A 12,338-nucleotide genomic window follows, 5' to 3' on the forward strand; every position below is an offset into this window, starting at 1 on the left:
CGATTCCTCCTTCAAAACAGGTTTGGCTCCTCTAACTTCAGTTATTTACAAATGAAGTTCGAATGAGGCGTGAAGTGCCCTCAGGGCCTGAACCATATCTTCTTTTTTTACGAGTACCCAGATCGTTGTATTCGAATCTGCCGATTGCAGGATCTGAATGTCTGCCAGTGTCAAGGACTCCACGATTCGAGCCATGATTCCAGGTACACCATTAATGCCTCCGCCAATGACGGACACTTTGGCACAACCGGATAGGCTTTGTGGCTTGAGACCTATCTCCTGCAATACCTGTATGGCTTTCTCGGAATCACTGTCAAAAACCGTATAGACAACTCCCGAGGGGGTAACATTAATAAAATCAACGCTGATTGAATTCTCAGCCATGGTTTTGAACACTTTTAGTTGCAATCGATCTGCACCACCACCAGGCACATCCACCGTAATTTGCGTTACATTGCTTACGTAGGCGATGCCTGTTACATAACGGTCAACAATGCCTGTCTGCACATCCTGGAATCCTTCCGGATGCGTAACCAGCGTTCCTTCCGTGTCTGCAAAAGTAGATCTTACCCGCACTGGAATCTGGGATTGCATCGCAATCTCAACCGCACGTGGATGGATTACCTTGGCACCGTGGTGGGCCATGTTACAGATCTCTGCATAACTCACAACAGTCAGTGGACGTGCATCCTCAACAATTCGCGGATCAGCGGTAAGTATCCCGTTCACATCTGTGTAGATATCCACCATTTCAGCACGTAATGCTGCACCGAGAGCTGTAGCAGAAGTATCGCTTCCCCCACGACCCAGTGTCGTGAAGTCTCCGTTCTCTGTCTGCCCCTGGAATCCGGTTACAACAACGACACGCCCAAGCTGAAGCTGCTCCAACACACGAACAGGACGGACATCCAATATCCGGGCATTCCCGAAATTGTCGTCCGTCACAAAACCTGCTTGTGCACCGGTCAGCACTGTAGTTGGAATGCCTTCATGTTCGAGTAAACTGCTCAACGTTGTCGCCGATATGATTTCACCACAGCACAGCAGTAAATCCTTTTCGCGTGCGGATAGTGCGTTTCCGTTCTGTGCAGCCCAGTCCAGCAACGTATCGGTCGCATATGGCTCGCCGCGGCGCCCCATCGCAGACACAACGATGACCAGACTCAATCCTGCTTCAAGTTCACGTTTAACATGACGGAGCACATGCTCTCTCGCCTGAACAGTGGAGAGAGACGTGCCTCCGAATTTCTGTACCATGATACGCATCTTTATTCCTCCATTTGTGTACGCAAGAAGACTGGACACGGGTCAAATCAACAAATGGATCACTCTAGGGAGCGTTCTGATGCGATAATTTCAGCATTTTATACGGCATTCCATGCCGCTCCTTATTTTTTTGTAATTGTCTGGGACAATCGCAAATCAAAGGTCGCGGTTGTTATCGAGGTCATGATGCATACATTCACAATAGACCTCTCCCGCTTGCTTAACCTGTACTGCCTGCAAGCAGGAATGCCTTATAGACAGGAACGTGGACATAGTAACTGTTCAATCCAGCATATTGTCCCCCATGATTTTCTTTGTCTCTCGAACCCTTCTTCATTTCTCCAAGCGCATAAACGTTGTCACCAAATCATTGTTCCATCAAGCCTGTGAAGAACGCTCCACAATCATCGGCTGCAACTGTTTGCCCTCAAGAGCACTCCAGCAAGCCTCTGGAATCAATTCCATTTTGGCGACTAACGAGTTTGGTTTTTTCACTGGATCGTCTTGCCCAAATGGCACAAAATACAAGTATTTAGCCACGAGCAATTTGGCGATATTCGCAGCATTCAAGCCCAGACCGTCATTCGTGGAAATCGCGAGCACAAGTGGACGCTGATTGCGCATCTGCGCTTTGGCTGCCATTAGCACTGGACTGTCGGTCATCGCATTAGCCAGCTTGCTTGTTGTATTCCCTGTGCATGGAGCAATAACCAGCACATCAAGCAGCTTGGAAGGCCCTAATGGCTCCGCTTCAACAATTGTAGAAATGATATCATTACCTGTTATATCTTTCAACTGTTTTTGCCAATTTTGCGCCGTACCGAAGCGTGTATCCGTCGTCAGAACCGAATTCGAAATAATCGGAATGACGTTGGCACCTTCAGCTACGAAGCGGCTAATTACCGGCATAACCTCTTCAAACGTACAATGAGAACCCGTAATTGCATAACCTACCGTTTTTCCCTGCCAGTTCATGATTTAACCTCCCGTGCGTTCTGTTCTTCCAAAAGCAAACGGATCAACGCGTCGGCAATAATGCCGCCAGCCGTTTTGGGAGCAACAATGCCGGGGAGGCCTGGCGCAAGTAGCGCTTTAATACCGCGTTTGTCGGCATACCTGAAATCACAGCCGCCAGGAGCGGATGCGAGGTCGATAATGACAGCCTTTTGCGGCATTCTGGACAGGATTTGTGCTGTGATTATCATAGTCGGTATCGTATTAAAAAGCAAGTCAACTTCCCCGGTCTGAGCGGCCAAATCCGTTGTCATGAAAGGCCTCCAGCCCATTATTGTAGCGCGGGCAGCATCCTCTTCCCGCCTGATTCCCACCCGTACATTTGCTCCAAGTCCCTGCAGTGTTTTGGCCATTGTGAATCCTGTTCGACCAATGCCAAGCACAATGCATTCCGAACCATGGATTGTGAAGTCCGTCTCCCGAATAGCTATGGCGATGGCTCCCTCAGCTGTTGGAATAGAGTTATAAAGTGCAATATCATCACGATCAAGTACTTCAACAAGTCGCAGCCCATTTTCAAGACAAAGTTCGCGCAAGAACGGCTTTGCCATACCTGTGAACACAATACAATGCTCTGGTAATGCTGCAATATGTTCCTTTTTCAAATAGATCGGTGTGTCACTGAATGAAGTACTTACTTTTCCCTGCTCATCGCAACCGACAACAGGCAGTACGAGTACATCTGCGGAAGCAAACACTTCATCCTCCAGTTCCTGGTGCTCGATCCCTGGAATGGAACGCTCTATTTTATCGAAACCCACCACACTTACCGTTGCATCCAGCTCAGCGCACTTTTGAATGACTTCAAGCTGCCGCGCATCTCCGCCCAGGACTACAATCCGGACTCCGGTCAGCATCGGGACGTCACTCCTTTCACCACATGTATGCCTTATCGTATGCAGGGGCCCACAGGGGGGTGAAAACAATAATTGCATTCCACTGTCCGTTTCTCAAATGTAAAAAAGAGCCGCCCCTGTCAGGGACGACTCTAAAGAATGAGTATATTTACGTTCTTATTTCCCGGTATGACCGAATCCACCTTCGCCACGTACCGTTTCCGAAAGTTCATTCACTTCCGTCAATTCAACCGCAGGCACGGTCTGGAAGACGATCTGTGCGATGCGCTCTCCCCGTACAATCGTGAACGGTTCCTGACCCAGATTAATCAACAGCACTTTAACTTCTCCGCGATAATCCGCATCAATGGTCCCCGGTGTGTTGAGGCAAGTAATACCATGTTTGAAAGCCAGTCCGCTCCGAGGACGGATCTGTGCTTCCAATCCAGCTGGCATTGCCATCGCAAGTCCGGTCGGAATCAGTGTACGCTGACCCGGCTGCAGTACAACATCTTCCTGAAGTGCAGCTACTACATCAAAGCCGGATGCCAGCTCCGACATTTTTTGAGGCAGTTTAATATCTTCATTGCCCGGCAGTTTCTGTATTTGAACGTAATGCAACAAAATCATCCCTTCTCAATCCAGCGATCGTTTTATCTGAAGCGCCAACCATAGCAAGTGCAAAAGGTTCAGCAAACATCAGATCAAGTACCGCGTTAATATCGTCCATGGTAACTTGCTCAATTTTGGTGATCATTTCATCCAGCGTATGGTGTCTGCCCAGCATGAGCTCGTTTTTACCCAGACGATTCATGCGACTGCCTGTGCTTTCCAAGCTCAGAATCAAGCTACCTTTCAGCTGTTCTTTTCCTTTACGAAGCTCATCTTCGGACAAGCCGTTTACAGCCAAGTCGCGTAGAACCTCTTTGGTCAGATCGAGCACTTCTTTGGTCTGTTTCGGTGCTGTACCCGCGTATATCGTGAAAAGTCCACTGTCCGCATGAGAGCTATGATAGGAATACACGGAGTACGCAAGACCCCGTTTCTCACGAATTTCCTGGAACAGTCTGGAGCTCATGCCTCCACCAATGGCGTTATTCAGAACAACCATAGCAAATTGCAGCGGATCTCCGATTTTACAGCCCGGGAACGAGATACAGATATGATTCTGTTCCGTTTTCTTTTTGTGAAAGAGCTGCCCGCTTTGGAATGCTGGCATCGTGACTGCTTCCGATACTCCATTTACATCAAAAGCACCAAAATGCTTCTCCATCAGATCGATTACACTGTCATCAATATTACCCGCGATACTAATGACCGTGTTCTCAATCGTGTAATGCTCCTTCATATATGCACGCAGATGGCTGGAATCCATCGCTTTGAGACGTTCTTCCGTACCCAGGATTGGGTATGCGAGTGGATGCTCACCATAGGCGGCCAAGGCCATCAGATCATGAACCATATCATCAGGCGTATCTTCATACATCGAGATTTCTTCCAGAATGACGTTTTTCTCCTTGATCAATTCACCATCATCCATTTTGGAGCGGAAAAACATATCAGACAATACATCAACCGCAATCGGCAAATGTTCATCCAATACTTTAGCATAATAACACGTGTATTCTTTGGAAGTGAATGCATTCACGTTACCGCCAATCGCATCGAACTGCTCCGCAATCGCCTTGGCATCATAACGATCTGTTCCCTTGAATAACATGTGTTCAATAAAATGTGATACTCCGTTACTTGCAGGTTGCTCATTGCGCGAACCTGTCTTGACCCATATTCCGAAAGACACAGAACGGCAGGTCGGTATCTGTTCCATGACAACTCTGAGGCCATTGCCCAGCTGAATTTTTTTCATGGTTGGCCCTCCTACATCTCTATAATTGCGTTGATCTCAACCTTGAAATTGAAATCGACATTTGGTTCCAACTGTTTGATATTAACAAAAAAACAACGTTCACTCAACCGCAGAGGTATTTACACGTTCCGAAGACAGCGTTTCACTTACTGTTCCGAGCACCAGACCCTTGGCCCGTATGGATTGAATCATGCCCTTTAAAGCTCCCGAGGAAGCAGCTGTAGGGTGCATTAGAATTAACGTTCCAGCCTCGGTATTTTTAGCAATTTTGGCAACAACGGCATCCGGACTTGGCTTACGCCAATCCACAGTATCTACTGTCCATAACACGGTTTGCAGTCCCATGGATGAAGCAATGTCAACGGTCTTCTGATTAAAGTCACCGGAAGGCGGAGCAAACCAACGATTCTCTACGCCCAGTGTTTTATGGAGCAGATCCTGGGTTTTGCTAATTTCCAGCTTGGCCCGTTCTGCGCTCAATCGACTCATATTAGGGTGAGAATATGCATGGTTGGACATCTCATGCCCACGCTTCTGAATTTCTTTGGCCAGTTCAACATTTTTGCTTAACCAACTTCCATCCAGAAAAAAAGTAGCCTTCACTTTCTCGGCATCGAGCGTATCCAGCATCGGTTTGATGTATTCGTTCCCCCAAGCCACATTAATCATAAAAGAAACCATCGGTTTGTTTGCATTCCCCCGATAGATCGGATGTGCACCCAAATCCTTAAGCTGGATCTCCGGCTCAATCTGACGGTAGACATACGCTATTTTGGTATTCAACGTTCCACTCAGCGCCTTACGGTATGTCGCTTCCACATCAATCTCCATGCCATTATAACCAGGAATTGCTTTCCATACCCGATCCACTCTGGCATTTACCGGAGCAATTTTCGTTTCAGCCGCTTTATCCCGAATCGCAGACAAAAGCGCATCTTCTCCAGTTGCCTCCTTAAACATATCAAAAGCATTTTGCGTACCTGGCCCATCACGGATCTCCGTAATGTATGTACGTACACTGCCAACTTGTCCGATCAATATGACCGCAGTCACACCCGCCAGAACAGCCGCCAGCTTTTTGGATTGGTTTCCCACAGCTCCATCCTCCCGCCGTCTTTGTCCCCATCATATGAGGACAAGGGCAAAAATATGAATGCTAAGCCATGGTTTCATCCTTGCTTTACGTATTTAAACGTTAAAAAAAGAGCCAGAAATTCACATTCTGTCTCTTCATTCAATCTATCCATTTATAACCTGTCGCTTCGGTATCCTAGGATTGAGCCGGAGCTTCAGCAGTCAAAACTGCTTTACGGGACAAGTTGATTCGACCTTGTGGGTCAATTTCCGTTACTTTTACCGTAATGGAATCACCGATAGCTACAACATCTTCCACTTTGGCAACACGTTCAGTTGACAGTTGCGAGATGTGTACCAGACCTTCTTTGTTTGGAAGTACTTCAACAAATGCACCGAATTTCTCTACGCGTTTTACTTTGCCGACATAAATCTCGCCGACCAATACTTCGCGCACAATACCTTCGATGATCGCTTTGGCTTTATCATTCATCTCCTGGTTGGAAGAAGCGATAAAGACACGTCCATCCTGTTCAATATCAATTTTAACACCGGTTTCTTCGATGATTTTATTGATAATTTTACCACCTGCACCGATAACATCACGGATTTTGTCCGGATTGATATGCATCGTTGTAATTTTAGGCGCATATTGTGATAACTGCTCACGTGGAGTTTTCAAAATTTCGTTCATTTTGCCCAAAATGTGCATACGGCCTTCTTTGGCTTGCGTCAATGCATCAGACAAAATTTGACGATTAATACCAGCAATTTTAATGTCCATTTGAATTGCGGTTACACCTTCTGGTGTTCCTGCTACCTTGAAGTCCATATCACCGAGGTGATCTTCCATACCTTGAATATCACTCAGAATGGATACATGATCTCCATCTTTGATCAGACCCATAGCCACACCCGCAACCGGAGCTTTGATTGGAACACCTGCATCCATCATAGCTAAAGTGCTGGCACAGATACTTGCCTGAGATGATGAGCCGTTGGATTCCAGAACTTCAGATACCAAACGAATCGTGTACGGGAAATCCGTTTCGGAAGGGATCACTTTGGAAAGAGCGCGCTCACCCAGTGCACCATGTCCGATTTCGCGACGACCTGGAGCACGCAATGGACGCGCTTCGCCTACGCTGAATGGTGGGAAGTTATAGTGATGCATGAATCGTTTCGTTTCTTCAAGACTGATTCCGTCCAAAATCTGAACATCACCCAGTGCACCCAGTGTACAAACACTAAGTGCTTGCGTTTGACCGCGCGTAAACAGTCCTGTACCATGTGCACGTGGCAGCAGAGATGTATCACATTCAATTGGGCGAATTTCAGCAAGTCCACGTCCATCCGGACGAACTTTATCATGCGTGATCAGACGACGCACTTCTTCTTTGACGATATCGTGCAGAACTTCCTTCACGTCTTTGAACAATTCCGGACTTTCAATATATTTCTCTTCAAAGTGAGCAACGGTTTCGTCATTCACTACATCGATTGCATCTTGACGAGCATGCTTCTCGGCGATTTTAACCGCTTCGACCAGACGAGCGCTGGCGAATTCACGCACACTGCTGTTAACTTCAGCATTAACGGTACGCAACTTAACAGCCATTTTTTCTTGTCCAGCAACTTGTACAAGTTGTTCGATTACAGCAATAATATTTTGGATCTCATCATGTCCAAACATGATTGCTTCGAGCATCACTTCTTCCGGCACTTCGTTTGCTTCGGCCTCAACCATCATGATGGCATTTTTGGTTCCTGCAACGACCAGTTCAATATCACTGACTTCAAGCTGTGCAATCGTTGGGTTAATGATGAACTCGCCATCAATACGTCCCACTTTCACGCCACCAATCGGTCCGCTGAATGGAACATCCGAAATGCTCAATGCTGCTGATGTACCAATCATTGCAGCGATTTGCGGTTCGCAATCCTGATCCACACTCATAACGATATTCAGAACTTGTACATCATTCCGGAAGCCTTCCGGGAACAAAGGACGAATTGGACGGTCTGTCAGACGGCTTGAAAGAATGGCTTTCTCACTCGGTCTGCCTTCACGTTTAATAAATCCTCCCGGGATTTTACCTACGGCGTACAATCTTTCTTCATAGTTCACCGTTAATGGGAAAAAGTCCAGATCTTTCGGCTCACTTGATGCTGTCACGGTACACAATACCACGGTATCCCCGTATGTTACCTTAACGGCAGCATTAGCCTGCTTGGCCAAACGCCCGGTCTCAAGCGTAAGCTTTCTTCCACCAAGCTGCATTTCAACACGCTGTTCCATGAAACCCCTCCTTTTATTCGTTCCTAATTCAATGGATTCTGCATATTCACAGTATTTCCTGCTTGTCCTGCATTCATTAGCTATGTATGGAACTTTCAACATGCTAACCTGCACAACAAAAGCTCCTCACGGAGCCCCATCTACAAATATATGGCAACATGTTCATCTACAAAACAACCCGGCTGTAAGTTCCGCTTGTCCTTTTAGACAAAAGAATGACGGATAACAGCCAGGTTGATTTTGAAAACATGTACGATAATTAACGACGCAATCCGAGTTTTTCGATCAGTGCGCTGTAACGTTTAACATCTTTGTTTTTCACATAAGCCAAAAGCTTACGACGTTGACCTACCATTTTCAAAAGTCCACGACGTGAGTGGTGGTCTTTCTTATGCGTACGCAAGTGGTCTGTCAAACTTGTGATGTTTTCCGTAAGGATAGCAACTTGCACCTCTGGAGATCCTGTATCGGACTCGTGAGTTTTGTGCTCGTCGATCAGTTGTTGTTTACGTTCTTGAGTCAATGCCATCCTGTTCACCTCCTTCAATATAATCGCCATTAGCCTCGTCACCGCCGGTGAGAGCAAGCAACCAAGCCAAGGTTAATGTTGCCTCAATCGACAACGTAGTACAGTATATCATAATTGCCTAGTTAAAGTAAATGTAAACATGCATTTAATCCTGAACCTTTAAGATAACAGGCGGCCGGCAGTTAATGCATCTTCACGAATCTGGCTAATCAATGCCTCAATGGAGTCAAACTTTCGTTCTGCACGAATATAGTGAACGAGCTCAACCTTTAGTTCCTGGTCATACAAGTGTCCATCAAAATCAAGCAGGTGCACTTCAAACGTAGGTTTCATCCCACTTTCGTGAAACGTAGGTTTCACACCGAGATTCATTACGCCATGCAGTTCCTGTTCGCCATACTGCACACGAACAGCGTAAACACCCTTCGACGGGGTAACGTAATGATCCGTGAGTTCAAGGTTCGCTGTAGGGAATCCAATCGTTCGTCCACGCTTCTCCCCGTGAATGACGGTTCCTCTGATGCTGTAAGGTCGGCCAAGCCACTGACTGGCCTCATCCATCTCCCCACGCTTCAATAGGCCACGAATGAGAGAACTGCTCACTTTTTCACCATTTAACAAGAAAGGGGGAACGGTTTCTACCATCATCTCTCCTTCTCCCAAAGTACGAAGAAGTTGTTCATCCCCTGCACCCTTGTGACCAAAACGGAAGTCAAAACCCACCACCGCTGTTCGTGTCTGAAGAGGAATCAACAAGTCGTGTACGAATTGTTGCGGCGTCAACCGTGAGAAATCTTCATTAAACTCCACCACATAGAGTACATCAACGCCCATTCCTGCCAAGATGTCTTCTTTATCTCTCAAGGGAGTTAAATAACCCTCGTAATCCCCTTTGCGCATAACTTCCTTCGGATGTGGATGAAAGGTCATAACCGCTGCCTGCATGCCCGTTTCCCGCGCAATGCGGACAGCTGATAAAATGACACTTGCATGTCCGAGATGCAGTCCGTCGAATTGACCAATCGCAAGCACTTGGGGCAGTGTGCTCAGCTCAGTCGAATGTAACGTCTGCGGATAGGTTAGCATTACGGTTTTCACAATCATTCACCTGCATTTCACTAGATAGGCCAAGCTTGAGCATCACCACAACTTCAAGCCCGAAACCTCTTTATTCCGGCAAAAAGACTTTAACTGCCCTCACCGTTGGTTTTAGTTCATCCCGTTCAAATATCCCCAGAAACGTACCATCCTGAGCATACAACCGCAATAAACCAGGTTGCTCTACAGGCGGTTCCAGAAGACGCGCAGACAGTTTCTGACCTTGAAGTGCTCCTTTGGCCTGTTCTTCTCCAACCTTGTGGGCCGGAATTGAAGCAATAGCCTCGTCAACAGGAATCAGCGCCTCCGCCAAAGTCCCGTCAGCCATCAGTTGTTCCACTTCTTCAATACGAAGACAACGATCTGCAGAGATACCTGCCGATATCGTACGCTCCAGTTGAACCATGGTTGATGGATATCCAAGTTGCCGGCCAATGTCTACACACAATGTCCGAATATAAGTACCTTTTGAACATAAGGCCCGGAAGGATATATCGGTGGTCTCACCCTGAGTCTCAATCCCTGTAAGTTCGAGCTCATAGATTGTGACCTCACGGCTCTTACGCTCTACCGTCTTACCTTCACGAGCAAGCTCATAAAGACGTTTGCCGTCTACCTTTACCGCAGAATACATGGGTGGCACCTGTGAGATCGTGCCCAGAAACTGCTCAAGTACCTGTTGAACCTGTTCCTGTGTTACTTCCACAGTCGTTTCAGCCCGCTCAATGACTTCCCCTGTCATATCCTCTGTGTCAGTAGACAGTCCCAATCTGAGCGTAGCCAGATACTCCTTCGGAAGCTCCTGCATATACTCCACCACACGTGTCGCCCGTCCAAGACAGAGCGGCAGAACGCCTGTAACTTGTGGGTCAAGTGTGCCCGTATGCCCAATGCGTTTCATTTTGAGAATGCGACGCATTTTGGCTACAACATCATGAGAAGTAAATCCCGCCGGTTTATATACCGGAAGTACACCTTCAAATGGCTTTACCATTGTGAATTCACCTGCTTCAGTACTTTTGCGATAATATCATCAAGTCTGCCTTCCAGACGACATCCGGCTGCGAGCACATGCCCGCCTCCGCCAAAGGTCTGTGCTAGTGCAGCAACATCAATCTTACCAGCTGAACGCAAAGAAACCTTAACTGCATTCTCGTTGATAACTTTGAAAAAGATACCAACTTCCACGCCCTGAATGTTGCGCGGATAGTTCACTACCCCTTCAAGATCTTCATTAGCTGCTCCACAAGCCACCATATCATCTGGTGTAATAACAACCCAGGCTATCTTTCCATCATCTGTCATCTGCAGGCTTGATAGTGCCTGATTCAAAATCCGAACTTGCGGAAGAGTCACCTGCTCCAACAAGGTCTGGGCGAGATAGGGTCCATCCACGCCATGTTCAAGCAGTCTCGAGGCCGTTGTCATTACATTTGGGCTGGTGTTGGCATAGCGGAATCCACCTGTATCGGTAAGCAATCCTGTATAAACTGCCGTCGCAACATCTTTATCCCATGTTACTTGGAACAGGTTAAGAAAATCGAACAAGATTTCAGCCGTTGCAGCAGCATCAGACTTAATGATGTTGACTGTACCATAACCGTCATTTGTAGGGTGATGATCAATATTCAAGATAACAGCATCTTCTTCGAAATAATGACGTGTCAAACCTACTCTGGCAAAGTCTGCACAATCCACACAGATAACAGCTTTATATTTTCGCTGCGGTGGTTGTTCGGTCATGTTCACAATGTTGCCTGCTTCCCACAAAAATTGCATGCGCCCGGGGATTTCACCTTCATTAATCATCGTGAATGTCTTACCCAGACATGACAGCAGCCAGCCCACCGTTACCGTCGAGCTGACTGCGTCACCGTCCGGCTGTACATGCGACACGACCAGGTAATCATCATGCTCCAGCAGAAATTGCTTTCCGGCCTGGAGCGCCTGTTCATAAGTGTGCATTGCCGTCTCCTCTATTCTGTTACTGGGATTCGTTCTTGTCGGAACCAATATCGCCAAGCAGCTTCTCGATTCGGCTGCCATAAGCGATGGATTCGTCAATCTTGAATATCAACTCGGGAACATGCCGGAACCGGATACGTTTGCCCAGCTCCGAACGCAAAAATCCATTTGCTTTTGCCAGAGCTTTCAGCGTGTTATCTTTTTGTTCCTGTTCACCGAAGACACTCAGATAAACTTTGGCTTGCGACAAGTCTCCTGTCACTTCGACTCCCGTTACCGTAATAAAGCCGATACGTGGATCTTTCAGTTCAGACTGGATGAGCAGACTTATTTCTTTCTTAATCTGCTCGCCCACTCTACCTGTACGAATCTTAGCCATCGTTGTTCACC

The 12,338-nt window shown here is 47.0% G+C and carries 13 protein-coding genes; all 13 read right to left on the reverse strand.

Features of this window, described 5'->3' with window-relative positions; all coding sequences use genetic code 11:
• Window positions 1–45: 45 nt before the first annotated feature.
• The 13 genes from dapG to rbfA all read right to left on the reverse strand — a co-directional run bounded on the left by dapG (window position 46) and on the right by rbfA (window position 12,327).
• Window positions 46–1,266, reverse strand: a complete 1,221-nt coding sequence (gene dapG / locus ACDJ59_RS14520; RefSeq protein WP_036670402.1) for an aspartate kinase — start codon at window positions 1,264–1,266, stop codon at window positions 46–48.
• Window positions 1,267–1,644: 378 nt separating this feature from the next.
• Complete coding sequence (locus ACDJ59_RS14525; RefSeq protein WP_062833836.1) at window positions 1,645–2,241, reverse strand: dipicolinate synthase subunit B; 597 nt, start codon at window positions 2,239–2,241, stop codon at window positions 1,645–1,647.
• Window positions 2,238–3,137: a dipicolinate synthase subunit DpsA gene (dpsA, locus tag ACDJ59_RS14530; RefSeq protein WP_413409601.1), complete on the reverse strand. Its 900-nt coding sequence runs from the start codon at window positions 3,135–3,137 to the stop codon at window positions 2,238–2,240. The genes ACDJ59_RS14525 and dpsA overlap by 4 nt, the downstream gene beginning before the upstream one ends.
• Window positions 3,138–3,293: 156 nt before the next feature.
• Complete coding sequence (dut, locus tag ACDJ59_RS14535; protein WP_017689132.1) at window positions 3,294–3,740, reverse strand: dUTP diphosphatase; 447 nt, start codon at window positions 3,738–3,740, stop codon at window positions 3,294–3,296.
• Window positions 3,700–4,983, reverse strand: a complete 1,284-nt coding sequence (locus ACDJ59_RS14540; RefSeq protein WP_076318531.1) for a M16 family metallopeptidase — start codon at window positions 4,981–4,983, stop codon at window positions 3,700–3,702. Before ACDJ59_RS14540 ends, dut begins: the two co-directional genes overlap by 41 nt.
• 99 nt (window positions 4,984–5,082) lie before the next feature.
• The gene (locus ACDJ59_RS14545; RefSeq protein ID WP_047842504.1) at window positions 5,083–6,078 is read right to left on the reverse strand and encodes a polysaccharide deacetylase family protein; all 996 of its coding nucleotides are present in this window, start codon (window positions 6,076–6,078) and stop codon (window positions 5,083–5,085) included.
• A 175-nt stretch (window positions 6,079–6,253) separates the two neighbouring features.
• Window positions 6,254–8,356 (reverse strand): polyribonucleotide nucleotidyltransferase, encoded by a 2,103-nt coding sequence (gene pnp, locus ACDJ59_RS14550; protein WP_413409602.1) that lies wholly within the window; start codon window positions 8,354–8,356, stop codon window positions 6,254–6,256.
• 259 nt (window positions 8,357–8,615) lie between these two features.
• Window positions 8,616–8,885: a 30S ribosomal protein S15 gene (gene rpsO, locus ACDJ59_RS14555; protein ID WP_017689136.1), complete on the reverse strand. Its 270-nt coding sequence runs from the start codon at window positions 8,883–8,885 to the stop codon at window positions 8,616–8,618.
• Entirely contained in the window at window positions 8,863–8,997 is a 135-nt protein-coding gene (locus tag ACDJ59_RS14560) for a hypothetical protein (RefSeq protein WP_268745224.1), read from the reverse strand. Before ACDJ59_RS14560 ends, rpsO begins: the two co-directional genes overlap by 23 nt.
• Before the next feature lie 47 nt (window positions 8,998–9,044).
• Window positions 9,045–9,983, reverse strand: coding sequence for a bifunctional riboflavin kinase/FAD synthetase (locus ACDJ59_RS14565; RefSeq protein ID WP_413409603.1), 939 nt, complete (start codon window positions 9,981–9,983; stop codon window positions 9,045–9,047).
• Between the two features lie 70 nt (window positions 9,984–10,053).
• A complete protein-coding gene (truB, locus tag ACDJ59_RS14570; protein ID WP_076318528.1) occupies window positions 10,054–10,977 on the reverse strand; it encodes a tRNA pseudouridine(55) synthase TruB in 924 nt (307 codons plus the stop codon).
• The gene (locus ACDJ59_RS14575; protein WP_047842502.1) at window positions 10,971–11,948 is read right to left on the reverse strand and encodes a DHH family phosphoesterase; all 978 of its coding nucleotides are present in this window, start codon (window positions 11,946–11,948) and stop codon (window positions 10,971–10,973) included. Before ACDJ59_RS14575 ends, truB begins: the two co-directional genes overlap by 7 nt.
• A 19-nt stretch (window positions 11,949–11,967) precedes the next feature.
• Window positions 11,968–12,327, reverse strand: a complete 360-nt coding sequence (gene rbfA / locus ACDJ59_RS14580; protein WP_017689140.1) for a 30S ribosome-binding factor RbfA — start codon at window positions 12,325–12,327, stop codon at window positions 11,968–11,970.
• Window positions 12,328–12,338: the final 11 nt, after the last annotated feature.

This window comes from Paenibacillus amylolyticus (assembly GCF_047302515.1).
Taxonomy (GTDB): Bacteria; Bacillota; Bacilli; order Paenibacillales; family Paenibacillaceae; genus Paenibacillus; species Paenibacillus amylolyticus_G.

What these genes read in the sequence shown, in the direction of transcription:
- dpsA (WP_413409601.1), bottom strand. Translation starts at nt 3,137, where the DNA reads ATGCTGACCGGAGTCCGGATTGTAGTCCTGGGCGGAGATGCGCGGCAG.
- ACDJ59_RS14525 (WP_062833836.1), bottom strand. Translation starts at nt 2,241, where the DNA reads ATGAACTGGCAGGGAAAAACGGTAGGTTATGCAATTACGGGTTCTCAT.
- dapG (WP_036670402.1), bottom strand. Translation starts at nt 1,266, where the DNA reads ATGCGTATCATGGTACAGAAATTCGGAGGCACGTCTCTCTCCACTGTT.
- pnp (WP_413409602.1), bottom strand. Translation starts at nt 8,356, where the DNA reads ATGGAACAGCGTGTTGAAATGCAGCTTGGTGGAAGAAAGCTTACGCTT.
- ACDJ59_RS14575 (WP_047842502.1), bottom strand. Translation starts at nt 11,948, where the DNA reads ATGCACACTTATGAACAGGCGCTCCAGGCCGGAAAGCAATTTCTGCTG.
- rpsO (WP_017689136.1), bottom strand. Translation starts at nt 8,885, where the DNA reads ATGGCATTGACTCAAGAACGTAAACAACAACTGATCGACGAGCACAAA.
- rbfA (WP_017689140.1), bottom strand. Translation starts at nt 12,327, where the DNA reads ATGGCTAAGATTCGTACAGGTAGAGTGGGCGAGCAGATTAAGAAAGAA.
- ACDJ59_RS14540 (WP_076318531.1), bottom strand. Translation starts at nt 4,983, where the DNA reads ATGAAAAAAATTCAGCTGGGCAATGGCCTCAGAGTTGTCATGGAACAG.
- ACDJ59_RS14560 (WP_268745224.1), bottom strand. Translation starts at nt 8,997, where the DNA reads ATGATATACTGTACTACGTTGTCGATTGAGGCAACATTAACCTTGGCT.
- truB (WP_076318528.1), bottom strand. Translation starts at nt 10,977, where the DNA reads ATGGTAAAGCCATTTGAAGGTGTACTTCCGGTATATAAACCGGCGGGA.